Annotated in this window: 20 protein-coding genes and 1 other RNA gene; 12 read left to right on the forward strand and 9 right to left on the reverse strand. The window is 60.2% G+C overall.

What is annotated here, in order from left to right; genetic code table 11:
• The 9 genes from LCU97_RS01225 (at nucleotide 1) to LCU97_RS01265 (ending at nucleotide 9,259) form a co-directional block, all read left to right on the forward strand.
• Nucleotides 1–288, forward strand: a complete 288-nt coding sequence (locus LCU97_RS01225) for a hypothetical protein (RefSeq protein WP_232775375.1) — start codon at nucleotides 1–3, stop codon at nucleotides 286–288.
• Between the two features lie 446 nt (nucleotides 289–734).
• Complete coding sequence (ccoG, locus tag LCU97_RS01230) at nucleotides 735–2,150, forward strand: cytochrome c oxidase accessory protein CcoG (RefSeq protein WP_053158778.1); 1,416 nt, start codon at nucleotides 735–737, stop codon at nucleotides 2,148–2,150.
• An 11-nt stretch (nucleotides 2,151–2,161) separates the two neighbouring features.
• The gene (locus tag LCU97_RS01235) at nucleotides 2,162–2,701 is read left to right on the forward strand and encodes a FixH family protein (RefSeq protein ID WP_053158898.1); all 540 of its coding nucleotides are present in this window, start codon (nucleotides 2,162–2,164) and stop codon (nucleotides 2,699–2,701) included.
• Between the two features lie 147 nt (nucleotides 2,702–2,848).
• Complete coding sequence (locus LCU97_RS01240; protein WP_232775376.1) at nucleotides 2,849–5,299, forward strand: heavy metal translocating P-type ATPase; 2,451 nt, start codon at nucleotides 2,849–2,851, stop codon at nucleotides 5,297–5,299.
• 25 nt (nucleotides 5,300–5,324) lie between these two features.
• On the forward strand, nucleotides 5,325–5,543 hold the full coding sequence (ccoS, locus tag LCU97_RS01245; protein WP_053158784.1) for a cbb3-type cytochrome oxidase assembly protein CcoS: 219 nt from the start codon (nucleotides 5,325–5,327) through the stop codon (nucleotides 5,541–5,543).
• Nucleotides 5,536–6,219 (forward strand): sulfite exporter TauE/SafE family protein, encoded by a 684-nt coding sequence (locus tag LCU97_RS01250; RefSeq protein WP_232775377.1) that lies wholly within the window; start codon nucleotides 5,536–5,538, stop codon nucleotides 6,217–6,219. Before ccoS ends, LCU97_RS01250 begins: the two co-directional genes overlap by 8 nt.
• Nucleotides 6,220–6,422: 203 nt before the next feature.
• Complete coding sequence (gene hemN, locus LCU97_RS01255) at nucleotides 6,423–7,805, forward strand: oxygen-independent coproporphyrinogen III oxidase (protein ID WP_232775378.1); 1,383 nt, start codon at nucleotides 6,423–6,425, stop codon at nucleotides 7,803–7,805.
• 94 nt (nucleotides 7,806–7,899) lie between these two features.
• On the forward strand, nucleotides 7,900–8,634 hold the full coding sequence (gene fnr / locus LCU97_RS01260) for a fumarate/nitrate reduction transcriptional regulator Fnr (protein ID WP_232775379.1): 735 nt from the start codon (nucleotides 7,900–7,902) through the stop codon (nucleotides 8,632–8,634).
• 76 nt (nucleotides 8,635–8,710) lie between these two features.
• Complete coding sequence (locus LCU97_RS01265; RefSeq protein WP_047701465.1) at nucleotides 8,711–9,259, forward strand: adenine phosphoribosyltransferase; 549 nt, start codon at nucleotides 8,711–8,713, stop codon at nucleotides 9,257–9,259.
• Between the two features lie 114 nt (nucleotides 9,260–9,373).
• Here the strand turns inward: LCU97_RS01265 and recR are convergent, their stop codons facing one another.
• The 4 genes from recR to dnaX form a co-directional block, all read right to left on the reverse strand.
• Nucleotides 9,374–9,976 carry a recombination mediator RecR gene (gene recR / locus LCU97_RS01270; RefSeq protein ID WP_053153329.1) on the reverse strand — a complete coding sequence of 201 codons (603 nt, stop codon included), beginning with the start codon at nucleotides 9,974–9,976 and terminating at the stop codon, nucleotides 9,374–9,376.
• A gap of 66 nt (nucleotides 9,977–10,042) precedes the next feature.
• Nucleotides 10,043–11,077: an NADP-dependent oxidoreductase gene (locus LCU97_RS01275; RefSeq protein ID WP_053153326.1), complete on the reverse strand. Its 1,035-nt coding sequence runs from the start codon at nucleotides 11,075–11,077 to the stop codon at nucleotides 10,043–10,045.
• Between the two features lie 179 nt (nucleotides 11,078–11,256).
• Nucleotides 11,257–11,595 (reverse strand): YbaB/EbfC family nucleoid-associated protein, encoded by a 339-nt coding sequence (locus LCU97_RS01280; RefSeq protein WP_053153324.1) that lies wholly within the window; start codon nucleotides 11,593–11,595, stop codon nucleotides 11,257–11,259.
• 64 nt (nucleotides 11,596–11,659) lie between these two features.
• The gene (dnaX, locus tag LCU97_RS01285; protein WP_232775380.1) at nucleotides 11,660–13,723 is read right to left on the reverse strand and encodes a DNA polymerase III subunit gamma/tau; all 2,064 of its coding nucleotides are present in this window, start codon (nucleotides 13,721–13,723) and stop codon (nucleotides 11,660–11,662) included.
• 142 nt (nucleotides 13,724–13,865) lie between these two features.
• Here dnaX and LCU97_RS01290 point away from each other — a divergent pair, with 142 nt between their 5' ends.
• The gene (locus LCU97_RS01290; protein ID WP_053153318.1) at nucleotides 13,866–14,630 is read left to right on the forward strand and encodes a substrate-binding periplasmic protein; all 765 of its coding nucleotides are present in this window, start codon (nucleotides 13,866–13,868) and stop codon (nucleotides 14,628–14,630) included.
• On the opposite strand, the gene LCU97_RS01295 is transcribed toward LCU97_RS01290, so the two are convergent.
• A complete protein-coding gene (locus LCU97_RS01295; RefSeq protein ID WP_232775381.1) occupies nucleotides 14,582–16,324 on the reverse strand; it encodes a putative bifunctional diguanylate cyclase/phosphodiesterase in 1,743 nt (580 codons plus the stop codon). The two genes, LCU97_RS01290 and LCU97_RS01295, sit on opposite strands and share 49 nt — an antisense overlap.
• Before the next feature lie 331 nt (nucleotides 16,325–16,655).
• Here LCU97_RS01295 and LCU97_RS01300 point away from each other — a divergent pair, with 331 nt between their 5' ends.
• Both LCU97_RS01300 and LCU97_RS01305 read left to right on the forward strand, forming a co-directional pair.
• On the forward strand, nucleotides 16,656–16,970 hold the full coding sequence (locus LCU97_RS01300) for a helix-turn-helix domain-containing protein (RefSeq protein WP_232775382.1): 315 nt from the start codon (nucleotides 16,656–16,658) through the stop codon (nucleotides 16,968–16,970).
• A 285-nt stretch (nucleotides 16,971–17,255) separates the two neighbouring features.
• Entirely contained in the window at nucleotides 17,256–18,035 is a 780-nt protein-coding gene (locus tag LCU97_RS01305; RefSeq protein WP_232775383.1) for a hypothetical protein, read from the forward strand.
• Between the two features lie 122 nt (nucleotides 18,036–18,157).
• Here the strand turns inward: LCU97_RS01305 and LCU97_RS01310 are convergent, their stop codons facing one another.
• The 4 genes from LCU97_RS01310 to ligA all read right to left on the reverse strand — a co-directional run bounded on the left by LCU97_RS01310 (nucleotide 18,158) and on the right by ligA (nucleotide 22,914).
• Nucleotides 18,158–18,808 carry a Pr6Pr family membrane protein gene (locus LCU97_RS01310; RefSeq protein ID WP_232775384.1) on the reverse strand — a complete coding sequence of 217 codons (651 nt, stop codon included), beginning with the start codon at nucleotides 18,806–18,808 and terminating at the stop codon, nucleotides 18,158–18,160.
• A gap of 254 nt (nucleotides 18,809–19,062) precedes the next feature.
• An RNA gene (gene ffs, locus LCU97_RS01315) (signal recognition particle sRNA small type) lies at nucleotides 19,063–19,159 on the reverse strand.
• Between the two features lie 120 nt (nucleotides 19,160–19,279).
• A complete protein-coding gene (locus LCU97_RS01320; RefSeq protein ID WP_232775385.1) occupies nucleotides 19,280–20,440 on the reverse strand; it encodes a zinc-binding metallopeptidase family protein in 1,161 nt (386 codons plus the stop codon).
• Between the two features lie 110 nt (nucleotides 20,441–20,550).
• Complete coding sequence (gene ligA, locus LCU97_RS01325; protein WP_232775386.1) at nucleotides 20,551–22,914, reverse strand: NAD-dependent DNA ligase LigA; 2,364 nt, start codon at nucleotides 22,912–22,914, stop codon at nucleotides 20,551–20,553.
• Between the last annotated feature and the right edge of the window lie 85 nt (nucleotides 22,915–22,999).

The raw sequence follows: 22,999 nt of genomic DNA on the forward strand, positions 1-22,999 counted from the left end.
ATGAAAAAACTTACAGATGCACTTAACGAAGGAAAAAGACGTGGTTACGAAGAAACACGCTTGATTAACGGCGTTCCACATCTCATCCAGTACGCCATAAAAAAACAAGAAAATTTCTACTACACCTATTACTTCTCGATCGAAGAGTCTCGCATGGATTTACTTGAAGATGACGAAAACGAAGAAATCAAGAAGTTTCCCGACCTGGATACCGCTCTCAACCATTTACTTACAAAAGGTGCCGAAATAGAAAAACTCTCGACCATAAAAAAAACCTTGCCTTTTTAATTATAAAAACCGAGCCAGGCATTGAGCTCTTGTCGCTCAACGAGCAGAGCCAGCAATTCCAAGGTAGTACCGAGGCTGGTAATGCCGCCGCATTTCAGCACGTTCAGATTCCAGAATCCGGGACGTAGCGAGTTCGAGACTTGGAGACCCATCTATCTTCAGACTATTACGTAGCTCATAAACTCCAAGGCGCCCTGAAGGGCTCGCGGAATGAGTCAGCAGACCGTTTCGTTTTTCCTCCAGCGCCATGAAATGTCTATAGTCAATTGATCTGGATCATGACTTGTTACATCTGCTACACCATTCAGTCCTCGCGCCCAACGCGACCAAAGGTCGCACCCTTGGGCTAGAGCGACAGGCGTATCATTGCGCCACTGCAACACCCTTTCTGACCGTGGTCGGCACGCACTGGCCTCGGCATTTTCCACTGCCGTGGGATGCATTTGATGAGCAACCAGATTCCGGTACATGACGTTACCCCGCCTGCCAAGGACGCCAGTAAAAGCGTCGACCTGTATGCCTCTCGGGAAAAAATCTACACCCGTGCCTTCACTGGCCTGTTCCGCAACCTGCGGATGGTGGGCGGTGCGGTGCTGTTCCTGTTGTATTTCGGTACGGTCTGGTTGAACTGGGGCGGCCACCAGGCCGTCTGGTGGAACCTGCCGGAGCGCAAGTTCTTTATTTTCGGTGCGACTTTCTGGCCCCAGGATTTCATCCTGTTGTCCGGGCTGCTGATCATCGCGGCCTTTGGCCTGTTTTTCATTACGGTCTACGCCGGGCGGGTCTGGTGTGGTTACACCTGTCCGCAAAGCGTGTGGACCTGGATCTTCATGTGGTGTGAAAAAGTCACCGAAGGCGACCGCAACCAGCGCATCAAGTTGGACAAGGCGCCCATGAGCGCCAACAAGTTCCTGCGCAAGTTTGCCAAGCACAGCCTGTGGCTGTTGATCGGCTTCGTCACCGGCATGACCTTCGTGGGTTATTTCACGCCGATCCGCGAACTGGTGTTCGAATTCTTCACCGGCCAGGCCGATGGCTGGTCTTATTTCTGGGTCGGTTTCTTCACGCTTGCCACTTATGGCAACGCCGGCTGGCTACGGGAACAGGTGTGCATCTATATGTGCCCTTACGCCCGTTTCCAGAGCGTGATGTTCGACAAGGACACCCTGATCGTTTCCTACGATCCACGTCGCGGCGAAAGCCGTGGCCCACGCAAGAAAGGCATCGACTACAAGGCATTGGGCCTGGGGGATTGCATCGACTGCACCATGTGCGTCCAGGTCTGCCCCACCGGCATCGATATCCGCGACGGTTTGCAGATCGAGTGCATCGGCTGCGCCGCCTGTATCGACGCCTGCGACAACATCATGGACAAGATGGACTACCCGCGCGGCCTGATCAGCTACACCACTGAACACAACCTGTCGGGGCAGAAAACCCATAAACTGCGCCCACGCCTGATCGGCTATGCCCTGGTGTTGCTGGCGATGATCAGCTTGCTGGTGACAGCGTTCTTCATGCGCTCGCTGGTGGGCTTCGACGTCAGCAAGGACCGCGTGCTGTACCGTGAAAACGCCGAAGGCCGGATCGAGAACGTCTACAGCCTGAAGATCATGAACAAGGACCAGCGCGACCATACGTACGTCCTGCAAGCCACTGGCCTGCCCGATCTCAAGCTGCAAGGCCGGCGGGAATTCAAGGTCGCGGCGGGCGATATCGTCAGCCAGCCGGTTGAACTGTCCAGCGCACCGGAACAACTGCCGTCGAGCACCAACGAGGTGACCTTCATCCTCAAGGATGCCGATGACGACAGCGTACATGTCGAAGCCAAGAGCCGGTTCATCGGCCCACAAACCCGTTGAGAGAAATGCACATGCCTGCAGCAACCGCCACCAGCCCCTGGTACAAGCACCTCTGGCCGTGGATCATCATCGGGATCCTGGCGTGCTCGGTGACCCTGAGCCTGACGATGGTGACCATCGCCGTCAAAAACCCGGACAATCTGGTCAACGACAACTATTACGAAGCCGGCAAGGGCATCAACCGTTCGCTCGAGCGCGAACTGCTGGCCCAGACGCTGCAACTGCATGCCAACGTGCAGCTGGACGACGTCACCGGCGAGGTGAACCTGCGTCTGAACGGCAACAGTCGTCCCCAGACCGTGGAACTGAGCCTGATTTCGCCGACTCAGCCGGAGAAAGACCGCAAGATTGTCCTGACCCGCAACGACAGCGAGCCGGGACGGTACGTGGGCCAGTTGACGGACAAGATCGAAGGCCGGCGCTTTGTCGAATTGCTGGGGGTCGAGGGCGACAAGACCTGGCGCCTGTTCGAGGAAGAGCAGGTCAATCATGACCAGGCCATCTTGCTCGGGGATGAGCCCCTGCAAGGTGCTGAAGATCTGAGAAAGTAAAAAACTGCGCTTCGCGCATTCGCGAGCAAGCCCGCTCCCACAGGGGATTGCGGTGGTTTGGCCGCCCGCGATCAACTGTGGGAGCGAGCCTGCTCGCGATGAGGCCCTCCCTGACAATACGGATTCAGCGGTACCAGTGAATACCTGATGACAACTCCCCAGCCCTGCTACCACTGCGCCCTGCCCGTCCCTCCCGGCAGTCGCTTCACCGCCGTCGTCCTCGGTGAAACCCGCGAGCTGTGCTGCCCGGGTTGCCAGGCGGTGGCCGAGGCCATCGTGGCTGGGGGGCTGGAGAGTTATTACCAGCATCGCAGCGAAGCATCGGCCAACCCGGAAACCCTGCCCGTTCAGTTGACCGACGAACTGACGCTTTATGACCGCCAGGACGTGCAACAATCGTTCGTCCGCCACGAAGGCGAGTTGGCTGAAACCACTCTGCTGATGGAGGGCATCAGCTGTGCTGCCTGCGGCTGGCTGATCGAAAAACAACTGCGCAGCCTGCCTGCCGTGGCTGAGGCGCGACTGAATCTTTCCAATCATCGCCTGCATGTACGCTGGGCCGATGGAAAGTTGCCGCTGAGTACGTTGCTGGCCGAACTGCGCCGGATCGGCTACGCCGCCCACCCGTACCAGGCCGATCAGGCCAGCGAGCAACTCGCCGCGCAAAACCGCCTGGCCCTGCGCCAGCTCGGCGTCGCGGGACTGCTGTGGTTCCAGGCGATGATGGCAACCATGGCCACCTGGCCGGAATTCAACATCGACCTCAGCCCCGAGATGCACACCATCCTGCGCTGGGTGGCGCTGTTTCTCACCACGCCGATTGTGTTCTACAGCTGCGCGCCGTTCTTCAAGGGCGCAATGCGCGACCTGCGCACCCGCCACCTGACCATGGACGTTTCCGTGTCCCTGGCCATCGGCAGCGCCTACGTCGCCGGAATCTGGACCTCCATCACCGGCGTGGGAGAACTGTATTTCGATGCGGTGGGCATGTTCGCCCTGTTCCTGCTGGCGGGGCGTTACCTGGAGCGCCGTGCGCGAGAACGCACTGCAGCGGCTACCGCGCAACTGGTTAACCTGCTGCCCGCCTCGTGCCTGCGCCTGGAAGAAAACGGCCAGAGCGAACGCATCCTGCTCAGTGAATTGCGCACCGGCGACCGTGTGCTGGTGCATCCAGGCGCCGTCCTGCCGGCCGATGGCAGGATCCTCGATGGACAATCCAGCATCGACGAATCGCTGCTGACCGGCGAGTACCTGCCGCAACCTCGGCAAGCGGGCGACGCGGTCACCGCCGGCACACTCAACGTCGAAGGCGCCCTGACGGTGGAGGTGCTGGCTCTGGGGCAAGATACGCGATTGTCAGCCATCGTCCGGCTGCTGGAACGGGCCCAGGGCGAGAAGCCGCGACTGGCGGAAATCGCCGACCGGGCCGCGCAATGGTTCCTGCTGCTCTCTCTGGTTGCCGCTGCGGCCATCGGCCTGTTGTGGTGGCAACTGGACGCCTCCCGGGCATTCTGGATCGTGCTGGCAATGCTGGTCGCGACCTGTCCTTGCGCGCTGTCGCTGGCAACGCCCACGGCGCTCACCGCCGCTACTGGCACCCTGCACAAACTCGGGCTGCTGCTGACCCGTGGGCACGTGCTGGAAGGGTTGAATCAGATCGACACCGTCATCTTCGACAAGACCGGTACCCTGACCGAAGGGCGTCTGGCCTTGCGTGCCATTCGGCCATTGGCGGCACTCGACAGCGATCACTGCCTGAGCCTGGCCGCCGCCCTGGAAAACCGCTCCGAACACCCCATCGCCCGCGCCTTCGGTCGTGCCCCGCTGGCTGCCGAGCAGGTACAAAGCTTCCCAGGCCTGGGGTTGGAGGGTCTGGTGGGCACCCGGCGCCTGCGCATCGGTCAGCCCGGCTTTGCGTGTGAACTGAGCAACACGCCGGTTCCGCCTATGCCTGACGAACCCGGTCAATGGCTGCTGCTGAGTGACACCGACGGGCCATTGGCCTGGTTTGTCCTCGACGACCGCCTGCGCACCGATGCCCCGGCGCTGCTTGCAGCCTGTAAGGCGCGGGGTTGGCGCACGCTGCTGTTGTCGGGCGATAGTTCACCGATGGTTGCCAGCGTCGCCGCTGAACTGGGCATCGATGAAGCCCGGGGCGGTTTGCGCCCGGACGATAAACTGGTGGTGTTGCAACAGCTGCATCAACAAGGCCGCAAAGTACTTATGCTTGGGGATGGCGTCAACGACGTGCCGGTACTGGCGGCGGCGGACATCAGCGTCGCCATGGGCTCGGCCACCGACCTGGCCAAGACCAGCGCCGACGCGGTGCTGCTGTCCAACCGCCTCGATGCCCTGGTCCACGCTTTCACCCTGGCCCGACGCACCCGACGGGTGATCATCGAGAACCTGATATGGGCAGCGCTGTACAATGGCCTCATGTTGCCGTTCGCCGCCCTCGGCTGGATTACGCCGGTGTGGGCCGCGGTCGGCATGTCCATCAGTTCGTTGACCGTGGTGTTGAATGCGCTGAGGCTGACTCGCCAGCCCGGGGAGCACATTCACAACACCTCGCCCGACACCCGTCCGCTGCCGGCCTGAGCCGGGCGGTCATGGAGTTCCGACAATGCCAGCTCTTTACGTGATGATCCCGGCGGCGCTGCTGATAGTCGCCATTGCCGTCTACATTTTCTTCTGGGCCGTGGACAGCGGGCAGTACGACGACCTCGACGGTCCGGCCCACAGCATCCTGTTCGACGACCAGGACCCTAACCACAAAGCCGCGGTGGACGAAGCCGACGGACAACCCCGCGAGCCGGACGACAAGGCCCCGCCCCATGCTTGATCTGGTGCCACTCCTGGTCTCGGCGGTCATTCTCGGTTTATTGGGGGGTGGGCACTGCCTGGGCATGTGCGGCGGTCTCATGGGGGCTCTTACCCTGGCAATTCCCAAGGAACAGCGCAGCCGGCGGTTTCGGCTGTTGCTGGCCTACAACCTGGGACGCATCCTGAGTTATGCCACCGCCGGCTTGCTGATCGGCCTGGCCGGCTGGGCCGTTGCCAACAGCCCGGCGGCCATGTTCATGCGCGTGCTGGCCGGTGTGCTGCTGATTGTCATGGGTCTGTACCTGGCTGGCTGGTGGAGCGGTCTGACCCGTATCGAAAGCGTCGGTCGCGGACTGTGGCGGCACATCCAGCCTGCTGCCAATCGCTTGCTGCCGGTGTCGAGCCTGCCTCGGGCGCTGCTGTTGGGCGCGTTATGGGGCTGGCTGCCGTGCGGCCTGGTCTACAGCACCCTGCTGTGGTCCGCCAGCCAGGGCAATGCGCTGGACAGCGCGATGCTGATGCTGGCCTTCGGACTCGGCACCTGGCCGGTGCTGCTCGTCACCGGCCTGGCAGCCGAGCGTATCACCGCCCTGCTGCGTAAACGCAGCGTGCGCGTGGCCGGTGGGTTGGTGGTCATCGTTTTTGGGATCTGGACACTGCCGGGGCCGCATCAGCATTGGTTGATGGGCCATTGACCGGGTCGTCCGCCATCGCGAGCAGGCTCGCTCCCACAAGGGTTTTGTGCCGGACATAGATTTGTCATCGCTGAAGATCCACTGTGGGAGCGAGCCTGCTCGCGATTGGCCCTTTGCCCCTGCCCCGTTGATGCAAATCAACACGCCACCAAACCCGTGCCCCTAGACTCGCGCCCATGCCAGCCTATCCGGGGAATGCCCGCATGCTCGACGCCATACGTTGGGACCCAGACCTGATCCGCCGTTATGATCTGGCGGGACCTCGCTACACCTCGTACCCGACCGCAGTGCAATTCACCAGTCAGGTCGGGACATTCGATCTGCTTCATGCCTTGCGCGAAAGCCGCAAAGGTCTGCGGCCGCTGTCGCTGTATGTACACGTGCCGTTCTGCGCGAATATCTGCTACTACTGCGCCTGCAACAAAGTCATCACCAAGGACCGTGGCCGTGCCCACGCCTACCTGCAGCGTCTCGAGCAGGAAATCCAGCTGATCGGCTGCCATCTGGACCCGGCCCAGCGTGTGGAACAGTTACATCTGGGCGGCGGCACCCCGACGTTTCTGAGCCACGACGAGTTGCGCCAGTTGATGGCCAAGCTGCGCAAGCATTTCAAGCTGCAGGACGACGATTCCGGCGACTACGGAATCGAGATCGATCCGCGGGAAGCCGACTGGTCCACCATGGGTCTTTTGCGAGAACTGGGGTTCAACCGGGTCAGTATCGGCGTACAAGACTTCGACCCTGCCGTGCAGCGTGCCGTCAATCGCCTCCAAAGCCTGGAGGAAACCCGCGCCGTGATCGAGGCGGCCCGCACCTTGCAATTTCGCTCGATCAACATCGACCTGATCTACGGCCTGCCTAAACAGACACCGGAGAACTTTGCCCGTACCGTCCAGGAAGTCATCCAACTGCAGCCGGACCGCCTGTCGGTATTCAATTATGCTCATCTGCCGGAACGCTTCATGCCCCAGCGGCGCATCAATAGCCATGACCTGCCGAACCCGGAGCAAAAGCTGGCTATGTTGCAAGGCACCATCGAACAACTGAGCGCCGCCGGCTATCGCTACATTGGCATGGACCACTTCGCCCTGCCCGACGACGACCTGGCGATTGCCCAGGAAGAAGCCACTTTGCAACGCAATTTCCAGGGTTATACCACCCATGGACATTGTGATCTGATCGGCCTCGGTGTGTCGGCCATCAGCCAGATTGGCGATTTGTACTGCCAGAACAACAGCGACTTGAACCAGTACCAGAACACCTTGGTCGATGGCCGACTGGCAACCAGTCGTGGTCTGGTGTGCACCGCTGACGACCGTTTGCGGCGAGCGGTCATCCAGCAACTGATCTGTCATTTCGAGCTGGTATTCACCGAAATCGAGCAGGCTTTCGACATCGTGTTTGCCGACTACTTCGCCGCTGTATGGCCATCACTGCAACGCATGGCCAAGGACGGCCTGATCGAGGTCGATAACGAACGCGTCAGGGTATTGCCCGCCGGTCGCCTGCTGGTACGCTCGGTGTGCATGGAGTTCGATGCCTATTTGAACCAGCAGAACCGCCAGCGTTTCTCACGCGTCATCTGAGCGCGACAATTTGACGATGAAAGCACACTGGCCGGAGTGCCATTGCTAGGTTACCCTTACGGCTGATGTGTGTTTTCCCACAAGGATTAAAGAAATGCCCGAGCCCGTCAAATTGCGCGCCCACAGCCAGGCCCATTGCAAGGATTGCAGCCTGGCCCCCCTCTGCCTGCCACTTTCCCTGAATCTGGAGGATATGGACGCGCTGGACGAGATCGTCAAGCGGGGCCGCCCGTTGAAAAAAGGTGAATTCCTGTTCCGCCAGGGCGATGCTTTCGATTCCGTCTACGCCGTGCGCTCGGGCGCCTTGAAGACCTTCAACCTGAGCGACAGTGGCGAAGAGCAGCTCACCGGCTTCCACTTGCCCAGCGAGCTGGTAGGTCTGTCAGGCATGGACACCGAGAGTCATCCGGTCTCGGCCCAGGCGCTGGAAACCACGTCGGTGTGCGAAATCCCCTTCGAGCGTCTCGACGAACTGGCGTTGCAACTGCCGCAGTTGCGTCGTCAATTGATGAGGGTGATGAGCCGCGAGATCCGCGACGATCAGCAAATGATGCTACTGCTGTCAAAGAAAACCGCCGACGAGCGCATCGCCACCTTCCTGGTCAACCTCTCGGCACGTTTCCGTGCCCGTGGTTTTTCGGCCAACCAGTTCCGCCTGAGCATGTCGCGCAACGAAATCGGCAACTACCTGGGCCTGGCGGTGGAAACCGTGTCCCGGGTGTTCACGCGCTTCCAGCAAAATGAGCTGATCGCCGCCGAAGGCAAGGAAATTCACATCCTGGACCCGATCCAGCTCTGCGCCCTGGCCGGCGGCTCGGTCGAAGGCTGACGGACGTGCGCGGCTGAGGGATTCGCTCGGCCGCGCTATACTCCCGCGTTTGCAGCCCTGCCAGGATACGTCCACGATGGTCTTTGACTCCTTCGACATCAAATCCCTGATCCGCCCCGTCATCGATTTCCCCAAGCCCGGCGTGATCTTCCGCGACATCACTCCGCTGTTCCAGTCTCCCACTGCCTTGCGGCTAGTGATGGACAGCTTTGCCCACCGTTATGTCGAAGCCGACTTCACTCACATCGGCGCCATGGATGCCCGGGGTTTCCTGATCGGTTCGATCCTGGCTTACCAGTTGAACAAGCCATTGGTGCTTTTCCGCAAGCAAGGCAAGCTGCCGGCGGATGTGCTCGCCGAGGGTTACCAGACCGAATACGGCGAAGCGTTTCTCGAAGTCCATGCCGACAGCCTGTGCGAGGGTGATTCGGTGGTGATGTTCGATGACCTGATCGCCACCGGCGGCACGCTGATCGCCGCCGCCAACCTGATCCGCCGAATGGGCGCAAAAGTCCACGAAGCCGCAGCGATCATCGACTTGCCGGAGTTGCTGGGCTCCCAGCGACTGGAAGACATGGGCATCCCGACATTCTGCCTGACGCAGTTCTCGCTGAGCGAACGATAACCCACCCTGTGGGAGCGGGCTTGCTCGCGAAAGCGGTGGATCAGCTAAGATTTATTTGGCTGACACATCGCTTTCGCGAGCAAGCCCGCTCCCACAGCGGGTTTTGGGTGGCTTTTAGAGGGAAATCGGCTTGCGCCCGGCAAACGAATGCGCCAGCGTCCCGCCGTCCACCAGTTCCAGCTCGCCCCCCAGCGGCACGCCGTGGGCGATGCGGGAAGCGACCAGGCCTTTGTTGCTCAGCAACTGGGCGATGTAGTGGGCCGTGGCTTCACCTTCCACCGTTGGGTTGGTCGCCAGGATGACTTCCGTGAAAGTCCCCGCCTCTTCGATACGCGCCATCAGCTCCGGGATACCGATGGCTTCCGGCCCCAGGCCGTCGAGCGGCGAGAGATGGCCCTTGAGGACAAAATAACGACCTCGGAAACCGGTCTGCTCCACGGCATACACATCCATCGGCCCTTCCACCACACACAGCAAGCTGTCGTCCCGACGTGGATCGGCGCATTGCGGGCAGAGGTCATCCTCGGTGAGGGTGCGGCACTGGCGGCAATGCCCCACGCCCTCCATGGCCTGGCTGAGGGCCTGAGCCAGTCGCGAACCGCCGCTGCGATCACGCTCGAGCAATTGCAACGCCATGCGCTGGGCAGTTTTCTGACCCACACCTGGCAAGGTTCGCAGGGCATCGATCAGTTGGCGAATCAAAGGGCTGAAGCTCATCGAGGAAACGTCCGACATAACAACGAGACGCGGTTTATACCCGCGCCTCTGACCAGCGTCAAATACTCAATCTCGCGCAACCCGCACCACCAGCTTGCCGAAATTGCGCCCTTCCAACAGCCCGATAAAGGCCTGCGGCGCATTCTCGAGGCCATCGACCACATCCTCGCGGAATTTGACCTTCCCCTCCCGCACCCACGGCGCCATGGCACTGAGGAATTCAGGCTGACGGTCACCGTAGTCGTCGAACACGATAAATCCCTGCATCCGCACTCGCTTGGTCAACAAGGTTCGCTGCAATAGCGGCAAGCGATCCGGCCCACTCGGGGCTTGTTGATCGTTGTAGGAAGCGATCAATCCGCAGAGCGGGATTCGCGCCCTGGCGTTGAGCAATGGGACGACAGCATCGAAGACCTTGCCGCCGACGTTTTCATAATAGATGTCGATGCCTTTGTCGCAGGCCCGTGCCAATTCCTCGGCAAAATCCGAACGCTTGTGATCGACGCAGGCGTCAAACCCCAATTCATCGACTACATACTTGCATTTGTCACTGCCTCCGGCCACGCCGACGACCCGCAATCCTTTGATCTTTGCCACTTGGCCGACCACCGACCCCACCGCGCCCGAAGCCGCCGCCACCACCAGGGTTTCCCCGGCCTTGGGCTGCCCGATGTCCATCAACCCCATGTAGGCGGTCATGCCCGGCATACCTAATACGCCGAGGGCCATCGACGGGCTGGGCAGCCCGGACGGAATGGGGATGACATTGCGACCATCACTGATGCTGTGACTCTGCCAACCCGTAACGCCTACCACCAAATCGCCTTCCTGGAATTTCGGATGCATGGAGCGCTCCACGCGGCTGACGGCACCACCGGTCATCACTTCGTCGATTTCCACCGGGGCGGCGTAGGACGGCGCATCGCTCATGCGTCCGCGCATGTAGGGATCCAGAGACAGGAACTGTGTCTTGAGCAGGATTTGCCCTTGCACAAGGTCAGGCAACGTCACTTGCTCGATACGGAAATTGTCCTGGGTGGGCGCGCCTTTGGGGCGGGAAGCGAGAACGATACGCTGATTGGAAATCGATGCTTGTGACATGGGCGTTCTCCTTGATCGTTAGTGGTAGACCTATAGGGAGCAGACCTTCTTGAAGGGGATAGCGTTCGATGTTCTTGCCGTTGGACTGCGCTGCTCGCGATAGCCCTCTCAAGCACAAACAAAAATGCCAGGCGCGATGCCTGGCATTGTGTGTAGCCCATCCCTGCCGGGATGGCGAATCAGAACGGCAGTTTCATGCCCGGCGGCAGTTGCATGCCAGCGGTCATGCCGGACATCTTTTCCTGACTGTTGGCTTCGATCTTGCGCACTGCGTCGTTGACGGCGGCGGCGAACAGAGCCTCGAGCATTTCCTTGTCGTCTTCGCTCAAGCCTTCAACCACGCTCGGGTCGATGCTGACGCGCTTGATGTCGTGGCGACCGGTCATGACCACGGTCACCATGTCGCCGCCGGACTTGCCGGTGACTTCGGCGTTGGCCAGTTCTTCCTGCATCTTGGCCATTTTTTCCTGCATCTGCTGCGCCTGCTTCATCAGGCCGGCCATGCCACCTTTCATCATGGGAATCACCTCGAAAGTACTTGGATAGACACGGCGCCCGGCCCATTCGGCCCGGCGCCTTCAGTTATGAGCCCTGGGTGACCGGGGCCTCGACAGGTTCGATAGTATCGTGACGGACCACAGCGCCGAACTGTTGCATCATCTGCTGGATGAACGGATCGTTGTGGATCGACTCCTCGGCCTCACGCTGGCGATCGGCACGGCGACGGGACGCAGCCTGGGCCGGCGTCTCCTGTTCGGGCTTGATCAGCTCGATGCTCAAGGTCAGCGTGCGCTGATGGTACTGGTTCAACGCATCGTTGAGACGGCGCTGCTGGGTCGCGTTGAACAGCGCGCTATGCGCCGGATCCAGATGCAGCAACCAATGGTCGCCCTCCACCGCGATCAGCGTGCAGTTGGCGGCGATGCTGCCGGTCATGCCGGAGATCGGCAGCTTCGGGAACAGCTCCAGCCATTGCAGTGCCAAACCGGTGGCCGGCATCGCGGCAGGTTCCGGCTCGGGCTCAGGCGTCGGCTCGGCAGTGTGCTCGCTGGCGAGATCGTCCAGGTAGCTGTAGGCCGAATCCATGTCCGGCTCGATGTAGTCCTCATCCAATGGAGGCTCATCATCCAGGTCCATGCCGGGCGTGGCGACGTCGACGTCGGCCGCCGTTGGCTCGGGCATCGGTGCGGCGACCCATTCGGGCGCATCGGGCACCACGCTGTCGGGCGTCGGCATGGGCATCGGTGGCAATTCGGGCTGCTCGGCGGTGGTGTCCAGCATGGGCTCCACAGCGGGCTGCTGGACGATCTCGGGCTCGACCGGATCGTTCCAGGGCAAGTCGATGACTTCTGCAGCCACGGGCTCGGGAGCCGGCTCGACGACGGGCTCAGGCGTCGGGCTCGCGATGACAGGTGCCGCGACCGGTTGCGCAACGGGCGCTACAGCCGGAGCCGCAGCGACTGCCGCCACCACAGGCGCGGCAGCCACTGGCTTGGCGGAATCAGCTGTGGCCTGGCTGATCCCCACTGGCTTTAGCGTCGGCCTCGGGGCGTCCGCCGTGTCGGCGGGCCGGAACGCCAACATCCGCAGCAGCACCATTTCGAAGCCGCCTCGCGGATCCGGTGCCAAAGGCAAGTCACGACGGCCGATCAGGCCCATCTGGTAATAGAACTGCACATCTTCGGCCGGCAAAGCCCGGGCCAGGGCCAGCACGCGATCACGGTCGCCATGGCCGTTGTCGACGCCGTCGGGCAGGGCTTGGGCGATGGCGACACGGTGCAACACGTTAAGGATTTCCGACAGCACGCCATTCCAGTCAGGCCCTTGTTCGGCCAAGTGACGTACCGCCTCGAGCAACGCCTTCGCGTCGCCTTCGATCAGCGCATGCAGGACGTCATAGACCTGGCCATGGTCGAGGGTGCCGAGCATGGCCCGCACGTCGGCAGCCATGACCTTGCCTTCACCAAAGGCGATGGCCTGGTCGGTCAGGCTCATGGCGTCGCGCATCGAACCGTCGGCGGCGCGGCCCAGCAGCCACAGCGCATCGTCTTCGAACGGTACGTTCTCGACACCCAGCACGTGCGTCAGATGTTCGACGACCCGCTCTGGCGTCATGTTCTTCAGGGAGAACTGCAGGCAGCGGGACAAAATCGTTGCGGGAAGCTTCTGCGGATCCGTGGTCGCCAGGATGAACTTGACGTAGGGCGGCGGTTCTTCAAGGGTCTTGAGCAGCGCATTGAAGGAATGGCTGGAGAGCATGTGCACTTCATCGATCAGGTAGACCTTGAAGCGCCCACGGCTCGGCGCGTACTGCACGTTATCGAGCAGCTCGCGGGTGTCCTCGACCTTGGTGCGGCTGGCGGCGTCGATCTCGATGAGGTCGACGAAACGGCCCTCGTCGATCTCACGACAGACCGAACATTCGCCACACGGCGTCGAGGTGATACCGGTTTCGCAGTTCACGCATTTGGCGATAATCCGCGCAATGGTGGTCTTGCCCACGCCCCGGGTGCCGGTGAACAGATAGGCATGGTGCAAGCGCTGGCTGTCCAAGGCATTGATCAGAGCCTTGAGCACATGGGTCTGGCCGACCATTTCGCGGAACGAGCGCGGACGCCATTTACGTGCAAGAACCTGATAACTCATCGAAAACCGTCGCAACGAAGGAACAGAAGCGGCTAATGCTAGCGGAGCAGGGGCGAAATTGCATCCGATGCGCTCGTCTAATCTGACTAAGCTGTGTTTAAGGGCTCGGTTGTCGACACGGTTTGCAGGATCAGGAGAGTTTATGCACGGGACCTTGGGGGCGTTGCTGTTATGGAGTACCAGTTGTCTCGCTGCCGAAATACCCTTGCGCTTCGCCATTACCGATGGCTGGGCCATGCCCATGGTGCAGATCGAACGTGGCCGCCCGACCCAGGGCATACTCCCTGACGTCATGACCAGCCTGGCGACTCAGGTGGGGATGCCGGCGGAGTTTCACGTCCTGTCCCGCGCCCGGCTGAGCGCTGCCATGAGAAACGGCGAGGTCGATATACGATGTTACGTCAGCCCCACCTGGGTGGATGACAGGGACGATTACCTGTGGAGTGTCCCGCTGTTCTTCCAGCGTGACTTGCTCGTCGGCACGGCCAGCGCGCCCGCAAGCGTGTCACCGGCGGCCCTGACGCAACAGCCGGTCGGTACCGTACTCAGCTATACCTACCCGACCTTGCAACCGCTGTTCGACAGCGGCCAGCTGCGGCGCGACGATGCCCGCAGCCAGGAACAGGTGCTGGCTAAGTTACTCGCCGGTCGCTATCGCTACGGTGTCAGCAATCAATGGGCGCTGGACTGGTTCAACCAACGGCATACCGCTGACCGCCAGCTGCATGGGGTGGCCGTTCTCCAGGAGCAGGAGCTGAACTGCTACTTGCGCAAGGACCCTGACATTCCGGCGCAACGCATCCTGGACACCTTGCAAAAAATGAAAGCGTCAGGGGAAATCGACGCGATCATCCAGCTCTATACCGGTCGCAACGCCGAATCGGAGGCCGAAACCGATGCACCTTGAAGGCCGGGTCGCTGCTTCCATTGCGGTGGCGGAACAAACCGGGCTACCCATCCCGGGATTTGCTCGGGCGGCATGGGCCGGGCGATGAAATAGCCCTGGGCCACTTCGCAGCCCAGTCGTAACAACAGTTGCCCATGTTCGAGGCTATCCAACCCCTCGGCCACCACTTGGCGGCCAAACGCCTGAGCCAGGCCGATTACGGCCCGGGTCAAGGCCAGGTCGTCGCGGTTTTCGAGAATATCGCGCACGAAGGTCTTATCGATCTTGATGGTCTGAGTGCGCAGGTGCTTGAGGTCATTGAGCGAGCAATGCCCCGTACCGAAGCCCCCCAGTGAAAATCCTACGCCCAGGGCCTGACAAGCCTGGAGGCAGGCGCTGACGTGCGCTAGGTTCTCCACCGCGACGGATTCGACGATTTGCAGGTCCAGCAGGCGCGGCGACACCGTCGGGTACCGCTCCAAAACCTGCCGCAGCCGCTCGACGAAGTCCGTGCGCTGGAAATGCCGCGCCGAGATATTGATACTCACCGGCCACCCCTGCCCCGCTTGCAGCCACTGCTGCAACAGGGCCATGACCTGCTCCATGACCCATTCACCGATCTCGACGATCAGGTCGTTTTCTTCCACCAACGGCAGGAAATCGCGGGGCGGTACGAGACCACGTTGCGGATGTTTCCAGCGCAGCAGCGCTTCGAGCCCCACCACGGTGCCGTTACGCATATTGACCTTGGGCTGGAAATGCAGCCGCAATTCGTTGCCAGCCAACGCCTGGCGAACCCGTTCGACAGACTGATAAGTGGCTCGCACCTCCTTGTCCCGGGATACATCGAACAAATGGAAACGATTGCGGCCACTTTGCTTGGCCACGTACATTGCCTGGTCGGCATGACGCAACAAGGTCTCGGCGTCCTCGTCGTCCCCAGGAAACAACGTGACCCCAATGCTGGCAAAGACCTTGATGCTTTTGCCATCGATGGCATACGGCGCCGAGACAGCGATCAACACGCGGTTCAGCGCCCCACGCAACTCATCCAGCCCACGCACGTGGCGCAACACCAATACGAACTCATCCCCGGCCAGCCGGGCGACCACGTCTTCACCCCGCACGATACTGCGCAGCCGCCTGGCCACCTCCACCAGCAGCCGATCGCCACTGGCATGGCCGTGCCCATCGTTGACGGCCTTGAAACCGTCCAGGTCGAGCATACAGACCGCCAGCGGAATATCCTCCGCCCGGGAAAACGCCAGGGCCTCATCCAGCAAGTCAGACAGGTAAGCACGGTTGGGCAGTCCGGTCAGCACATCGTGCCCGACCCGCCATTGCAGGGCATGCAATTGCCGACGCTTTTCGCTGACATCGAAGCGAATCGCCAGATAGCGCTCGATTTGCCCCGTCGCCTCATCCGAGACCGGTACCACCGTCGTATCGACCCAGTGCAACGTACCGTCCTTGGCCCGGTTACAGATTTCGCCCTTCCAGACCTGTCCCAGGGCTATGGTGTTCCACATCGCGCCAAAGAATTCGCCTGGGTGATGACCGGAATTGAGCAGTCGATGATTGGCCCCCAGCAACTCATCGCGTCGATAGCCGAAGAGCTGACAGAACTGATCGTTGACGTAGGTGATACGCCCGCACAAATCGGTTTCGGAAAAAACAACGGCTGCATCAACGGCTCTGCGGTACTTCTTATCCATCGAAGCAGTCATCCATGAATCATGGCTCATCTGTCGCGCGCGGTTGCAGCACCTGCGGAGCGGCGAAAACCCATCCGCATCTGACACCGGGCAATCAGGTGGGGCGCAGGCGGTACAGGCGAGAGGGTCAGGCTTCTACCGTTCGTCGCCACAATAAACGCAACGCCCATCTTTTCGCACATCCCGGTGTCTGTAACAGGCCATCAAAGCCACGTGCCAAAGCCCGATTCTACGAAACACATCACATTTTGCAAAGCAAGGTGATGGAACATGCGGTTGCCTAATGCAAAAATCTATCGTTAAGTTCTTGATTCTAAATGGGAATTGAGCGATGCAAATTTCGAGCTTGGGTGCAGCCATCAGACGCTATCGCAAAGTAGCGGGGCTGACTCAGGCTGAACTGGGTGAAAGGGCCGGGTTTGACCCCAAAACCATCAGCCGTTTCGAAACCGGCACCTACACCCCCAGCATCGAAGCCCTGTTCCTGCTTGCCAACGTCCTGGACGTGCAATTGAAGGCCTTCTTCGCCGACATGAACGACGAAGACGAACAGCGAGCCTACCTGTTTGGCGTCATACACAGAGCCACCTCGAAGGACCTCGGGAAGCTGATTGCCGCGGTTGATCAGGCGTTATCCAAGCCTTGACGTGAAATATTGACATCGTTTTCTGTCGTAACCTGGACAGTCGCCGTTCGTCCGGCCTGTAAGAGTTAACAGTAGTTACTTCAAACCTGCGCAGGCCAAATGGAGCGCGAGACAATCTTCTATTACCGAACGCCTATGACTCGAAGATAAAACCTCGCAATCCAACATTCAGGTGATAAAAATGAATAAGCACTCAATAAGCGCGTCAAACAAAACCCCTTCATCATCGTGGCGCATACTAACGAAATACTGGCGCTATCCCCAAGCCTTTACACCAGAACCAGTTTGACCAACCCTGCCTACATGCTTATCGACCAATGGCAGGGTGGCAGCATAGCATTTCAGACAACCACCGAAATACGTCAGAACAAATACGACCTTGAAGTCGCCTACATTTCCGAATCAGCAACTTTATTGACCATGACCGGTCCCTCGCTGAAATGTGTCTTCAGGTTGGACAAACACGGAAGTGAAGTAGCTTATACGGCGATGACCCCGAATGCGCGGGTTGAGCTTGAAGGCTTTTTTTATGACGATATCATAGCCTGCGTTGCTTTGATCATAGGCGAGTCGGAGACTCCTGCTCCAGCCAATAAGAAAAAATTCGAACCATCCATGCGTTACATCCATTATCAAACGACGACTGTAGACACTCAAACTGTTTCTGCAACCGGAAAAAAATCCATCGTTATCCCGAACAATCAGTATTTTACCTTTACCACCAACAGCAACATGTATTTCTTCAGAGGAGCCCATCAGTCCGGAATGTTCCATCAGATGAATTTTGACACCAACAAACTGATCAAGGTGGATAGGCGTATCTTAGGCGCCTTAGCTTCCTCTGGTGGCAGTTATGCTCTTACCAACGACATGCAAAATCTTTATCCCGAGGGCATATCGACATTTCTTATCGAGGATGGCTTCCTGGAAAATTTTGCGATGATCCAGTTTAATCATGAAAAAAACAGCAGAAGCGTTGAAATAACCATAACAGCACATAATTGCCGGGCATGCGATATCAGACAATTCAGTTCTGGCACCCCCAATATATGCTTCGGGATATGACAACAGCCCTGAAATGTTTCGAAATCAAGATTTGAGAAATGAGACAGAGGCAGTCAACCCATCGACAACATCATGGTATGACTGCCCTATCTTGAGCGACCAGCCGCCTGACAAGACACGACTCAGCGGCCACCTTTTACTCGATCCACCGCGACCACCACCAAAGACACCACCACAAACCCCAGCAGCATCATCGCCGCATTGCCAATCGACTGTGCATACCCCAACCGATCCACTTCGATGAATGGATAGGGATAGGCGCCAACGAAGCTTCCGCGAATCAGGACATAGCTGAAATAGGCCAGCGGATACAGCAACCACGGCCAGATATTGCTCCAGTGCAGCCCCTTGGGTACGCAGAACCACCAATAAACCACGAACACCACCGGCATCACGTCGTGCAGCAGCTCGTCGGCAAGCCATTGCCAGCCCTGGGGATCCCACACGTTACGCAGCAGCAGGTTGTACGCGATCGAAACCAACACGATGGCGGCCGCGACGCCGCCCTGTGTCGAAGGCAGCAGAAAAAAACGCCGCAGCGTCGAATCCCCCGTGGTCGCGGCACAGGTCAACACCACCGCCACCAGGATATTGGTGAGTATCGTGAAATAACTGAAGAAGATGTCCAGGCCACCCAGCAGGCTTTTATCGCCCTGCCATCGCGACATCAGGATCAGGCAGAGTTGAAGGAACAGGGCAAACCATGCCAGCACTGCTGCCAGCATCACAGCCGCACTACCCCGCCTTTGCGTTAACACCAAGTCGTCGCTCATCACGTTGCCCTCCGGCTACGTGGCAGCTGCGACTGCGAAGTCCCGAAGGAGGGGCATTCATGACAGGCTGCCGGTTGAGCGAGACCGTAGGAAAGGGTGGCAGTGGATTCTACTGTCAGTTATGACAGTTCCGACCGATGGTCATGGCTCGGACAGCACGATACATCGAGCGAGGCTCGATCAAAAAAGGAAGATATAAAGAAAAAAAGCCTCGCGAATGCAGGCTTGGACGTTCTTTGGCGCTATGGAGGCAACCCCACCAGCCACACCCCGGCACACAATGTTCCCGCTGTGGCTGCTTCCTTCCGGATCTGACCAGGTTCACGGGTAATCGTTGCGGGGGGACCGATGGGGTCACCATAACGATGCCCGCCTGACGGCGAGCCGCGCCATTGTACCTATCTGACGGGAAGTTACAACCGTTCGGGACGGATTAAAAAAGCGAAGGTGTTCAAGTACTTGCCATGGAAGCTACAACAGCACCTCATCCGCCCGCCCGCCCTCTTCCTGGATCACCAGATGGATGAAATGCAGTTTAGTGATGACGGTCGACGGGAGAACGAACGGGTAGAAGTCCGGTTGACCCATGCTACGCGACAGTTCGTTGAGCATGCCGGCCAGTTCGATCCAGGCATTGACGAATGAGAGGAAGGCCGTGCCTTCGGTGTGTTCGGGGTCGAAGAGGGTTTCGGGCGGGAACGGTTGGTAGTCGAAATCCAGTTCCCGGGCGCTCATGCCAAAACCCAGGGCGGTGTCCACCGCGTCCACCATGTGCAGGTAGTGGGCCCAGGTTTCGGCCCAGTCTTCCCAGGGATGCATGGTGGCGTAGGCGCTGACGTAATGGGTTTGCCAACCCTGCGGCGCCCCTTGTTGGTAATGTCGTTCCAGGGCGTCGGAATAACTGGCGCGCTCGTCGCCGAACAGCCCGCGAAACGCCTCGATCCAGTGGCTGTTGGCGATCAGCCGATCCCAGTAATAATGCCCCACTTCGTGACGAAAATGCCCCAGCAGGGTGCGATACGGCTCGCGCATTTGCTGGCGGACATGTTCGCGGTGGGCGTCATCGGCTTCCTTGATGTCGAGGGTGATCAAGCCGCTGGCATGGCCGGTGGTTGGCGGCGTGCCGTCGGGGTCGACGCCGATGAAATCGAAAGCCAGCCCGATGTTTTCATCGACGGTTTTAGGGACAACCGGCAAACCAAGGGTAATCAGCTGCGCCACCAGACGGCGCTTGGCGGTTTCGACCTTGCGCCAGCGTTCGGGATTTTCCGGAATCGACAGATCGGGGATGGTGCGGTTCAGGCTGCAGGCGATGCACAGGGTGTCGTGGTCATTGGCCGGCAACAGCCAGTTACAGGCTGCCGGCGTGTCGAGGTTGGCACAGCGCCGGAACAGCCCGGCCTCTGGATCGGCGTCCAACGTCCAGGTGCCCGGTTGCTCGCCGGGCTGCAGGGACGAGAGTCGGCTCTGCTCCGGCTGATACCCCAACGCCGCCAGGCAGGCCAGGCACTGGCTGTTGCGAAAGAACAAGGATTGGCCGCAGCGACACGGCCAGACCTTGCTGTTGCGCGAACGGTCGCCCACGAACGGCGCGGCGATGCGTGAACTCAGCTGTTCGAAGAAGCGGAACATGGCGATCTCTCCCTGGAGCCTGCAAGACTAGATCATTGCCTGCTCCTGATCGTTCCCACACGCTGCTTCATCTGCGCTGGAACCGTGGCAAGGGAAGCCTCATACATTGCTCATGCCTGAACGTTGATACCGTGCTTGTTCAGAAATGCCACGAACGCCGCTTCATCCAACACCTTGACCCCCAGCTCGTTGGCCTTGGCCAGTTTCGAACCCGCGCCCGGCCCGGCCACCACGCAATGGGTTTTCGCCGACACGGAGCCGGCCACCTTGGCGCCCAGGCTTTCAAGCTTGTCCTTGGCGACATCGCGACTCATCAGCTCCAGGGACCCGGTCAGCACCCAGGTACGCCCTGCTTCTGGCAACCCTTCGACAACTTTCTTCTCGCTCTGCCAGTGCATGCCGAAGTCCCGCAGCTGCTTCTCCGCGGCCTCGGCCTGCTGGCGGTTTTCGGCAACGGCGAAATAATCCCGCACGGCGTTGGCCTGCTTCTCCGGCAGGGCTTGGCGCATGTCCAGCCAGTCCGCGCTTATGACCGCTTCGAGGGAGCCGAACTTGTCCGCCAGTTTCTGCGCCCCGCCCGGCCCTACCGAGGGGATGTTCAGCTTGTCCAGGAAACTGCCCAGGGTAGTGCTGGCGGAGAATTCGGCGCCCAGCTCGCCTTGGTCCTGGATATCGAGGCCATGGCGCAACAGACCCTCGATCACCTGACGGTTGTGGGGGTCCTCGAAGAAGCTGTGAATCTCGTGGGCCACTTCCAGGCCCACGTCCGGCAGATAGGTGAGCACCTGGGGCAAGGCCGCCTGCACGCGCTCCAGCGAACCCAGGGAGCGAGCCAGAACCTTGGCGGTTTCCTCACCCACATCCGGGATGCCGAGGGCGAAGATGAAACGCGCCAGGCTCGGCTTCTTGCTGTCGGCGATGGCCGCCAACAGATTCTTGCTCGACAGTTCGGCGAACCCTTCCAGGTCGACCACTTGTTCGAAGGTCAGCGCATAGAGGTCGGCGGGTGAGCCGACCAAGCCCTCGTCCACCAATTGTTCGACGCTCTTTTCCCCCAGACCTTCGATGTCCATGGCCCGGCGCGACACAAAGTGAATGATCGCCTGCTTGAGCTGCGCCCCGCAGGCCAGGCGTCCGACGCAGCGGTACACCGCGCCTTCGCTGACGGTTTCACGCCCTTTGCTGCGCTTGATCAGTTGCGTGCGCTCCACGTGGGAGCCGCAGACCGGACACTGCTTGGGCACGTCCACCGGCCGGGCGTCATCCGGACGGCGCTCGGTGATCACCTGTACCACTTGCGGGATGACGTCCCCGGCGCGGCGGATGATCACCGTGTCGCCAATCATCAGCCCCAGGCGCGCCACTTCGTCCATATTGTGCAGCGTGGCATTGGCCACGGTCACGCCGGCCACCTTGACCGGCTTGAGCCGTGCGACAGGCGTCACCGCCCCGGTGCGGCCGACCTGGAACTCGACGTCCAGCAATTCGGTGAGTTCTTCGCTGGCCGGGAATTTATGGGCGATGGCCCAGCGCGGCTCTCGGGCACGGAAACCCAGCTCGCGCTGGGAGGCGATGCTGTTGACCTTGAACACCACGCCGTCGATTTCATACGGCAGCGCGTTGCGCCGCTCGCCGATGTCGCGGTAGTAGTCCAGGCACTCGTCGATGCCATGGGCCAGTTTCAGTTCGCGGCTGATGGGCAGGCCCCAGGCCTTGAGCTGCTTGAGGTTGCCAATGTGGGTATCGGCGATGTCCGCCGTCACCTGGCCGATGCCGTAGCAGCAGAACTCCAGGGGCCGGTTGGCGGTGATCCTGGAATCGAGCTGGCGCAGGCTGCCGGCCGCTGCGTTGCGCGGGTTGGCAAAGGTCTTGCCGCCTGTCTCCAACTGCCAGGCGTTGAGCCGCTCGAAACCGGCCTTGGACATGTACACCTCGCCCCGCACTTCCAGCACGGGCGGCCAGCCGCTGCCCTGTAGCTTGAGAGGGATGTTGCGCACGGTGCGCACGTTGACGCTGATGTCTTCGCCCGTGGTGCCGTCACCCCGGGTGGCACCGCGCACCAGCAAGCCGTCCTGATACAACAAACTGACCGCCAGGCCATCGAGTTTCGGCTCGCAGCTGTATTCCACCGCGGCACCGCCACCCAAGAGATCCCCCAGAGGCAGGTCGAGGCCCTCGGTCACCCGGCGGTCGAATTCGCGCATGGTGTTCTCATCGAAGGCGTTGCCCAGGCTGAGCATCGGAATTTCGTGACGCACCTGGCTGAACGCCGACAGCGCTACGCTGCCAACCCGTTGAGTCGGGGAATCGCTGGTCACCAGTTCGGGGTGCTGTTCTTCCAAGGCCTTGAGTTCATGGAACAGCCGGTCGTACTCGGCGTCCGGAATGGTCGGCTCATCGAGGACGTGGTAGCGGTAGTTGTGCTGATCCAGCTCTGCACGCAGTTCTAGGATGCGGGTTTCGACGGCATTCATGGTGTTCTCTCATAAAACAAAAGAGCAGCCGAAGCTGCTCTGTTTTCAATCATGGCGGGGCGCTTCGCACTGGAGCGCCAGCCCG

This window comes from Pseudomonas uvaldensis (assembly GCF_021271205.1).
In the GTDB taxonomy this organism is placed as follows: domain Bacteria; phylum Pseudomonadota; class Gammaproteobacteria; order Pseudomonadales; family Pseudomonadaceae; genus Aquipseudomonas; species Aquipseudomonas uvaldensis.

Bases quoted from the DNA above. Each gene is read 5' to 3' on its own strand.
- LCU97_RS01225 (WP_232775375.1), top strand. From the start codon at position 1: ATGAAAAAACTTACAGATGCACTTAACGAAGGAAAAAGACGTGGTTAC.
- ccoG (WP_053158778.1), top strand. From the start codon at position 735: ATGAGCAACCAGATTCCGGTACATGACGTTACCCCGCCTGCCAAGGAC.
- LCU97_RS01235 (WP_053158898.1), top strand. From the start codon at position 2,162: ATGCCTGCAGCAACCGCCACCAGCCCCTGGTACAAGCACCTCTGGCCG.
- LCU97_RS01240 (WP_232775376.1), top strand. From the start codon at position 2,849: ATGACAACTCCCCAGCCCTGCTACCACTGCGCCCTGCCCGTCCCTCCC.
- ccoS (WP_053158784.1), top strand. From the start codon at position 5,325: ATGCCAGCTCTTTACGTGATGATCCCGGCGGCGCTGCTGATAGTCGCC.
- LCU97_RS01250 (WP_232775377.1), top strand. From the start codon at position 5,536: ATGCTTGATCTGGTGCCACTCCTGGTCTCGGCGGTCATTCTCGGTTTA.
- hemN (WP_232775378.1), top strand. From the start codon at position 6,423: ATGCTCGACGCCATACGTTGGGACCCAGACCTGATCCGCCGTTATGAT.
- fnr (WP_232775379.1), top strand. From the start codon at position 7,900: ATGCCCGAGCCCGTCAAATTGCGCGCCCACAGCCAGGCCCATTGCAAG.
- LCU97_RS01265 (WP_047701465.1), top strand. From the start codon at position 8,711: ATGGTCTTTGACTCCTTCGACATCAAATCCCTGATCCGCCCCGTCATC.
- recR (WP_053153329.1), bottom strand. From the start codon at position 9,976: ATGAGCTTCAGCCCTTTGATTCGCCAACTGATCGATGCCCTGCGAACC.
- LCU97_RS01275 (WP_053153326.1), bottom strand. From the start codon at position 11,077: ATGTCACAAGCATCGATTTCCAATCAGCGTATCGTTCTCGCTTCCCGC.
- LCU97_RS01280 (WP_053153324.1), bottom strand. From the start codon at position 11,595: ATGATGAAAGGTGGCATGGCCGGCCTGATGAAGCAGGCGCAGCAGATG.
- dnaX (WP_232775380.1), bottom strand. From the start codon at position 13,723: ATGAGTTATCAGGTTCTTGCACGTAAATGGCGTCCGCGCTCGTTCCGC.
- LCU97_RS01290 (WP_053153318.1), top strand. From the start codon at position 13,866: ATGCACGGGACCTTGGGGGCGTTGCTGTTATGGAGTACCAGTTGTCTC.
- LCU97_RS01295 (WP_232775381.1), bottom strand. From the start codon at position 16,324: ATGGATAAGAAGTACCGCAGAGCCGTTGATGCAGCCGTTGTTTTTTCC.
- LCU97_RS01300 (WP_232775382.1), top strand. From the start codon at position 16,656: ATGCAAATTTCGAGCTTGGGTGCAGCCATCAGACGCTATCGCAAAGTA.
- LCU97_RS01310 (WP_232775384.1), bottom strand. From the start codon at position 18,808: ATGAGCGACGACTTGGTGTTAACGCAAAGGCGGGGTAGTGCGGCTGTG.
- LCU97_RS01320 (WP_232775385.1), bottom strand. From the start codon at position 20,440: ATGTTCCGCTTCTTCGAACAGCTGAGTTCACGCATCGCCGCGCCGTTC.
- ligA (WP_232775386.1), bottom strand. From the start codon at position 22,914: ATGAATGCCGTCGAAACCCGCATCCTAGAACTGCGTGCAGAGCTGGAT.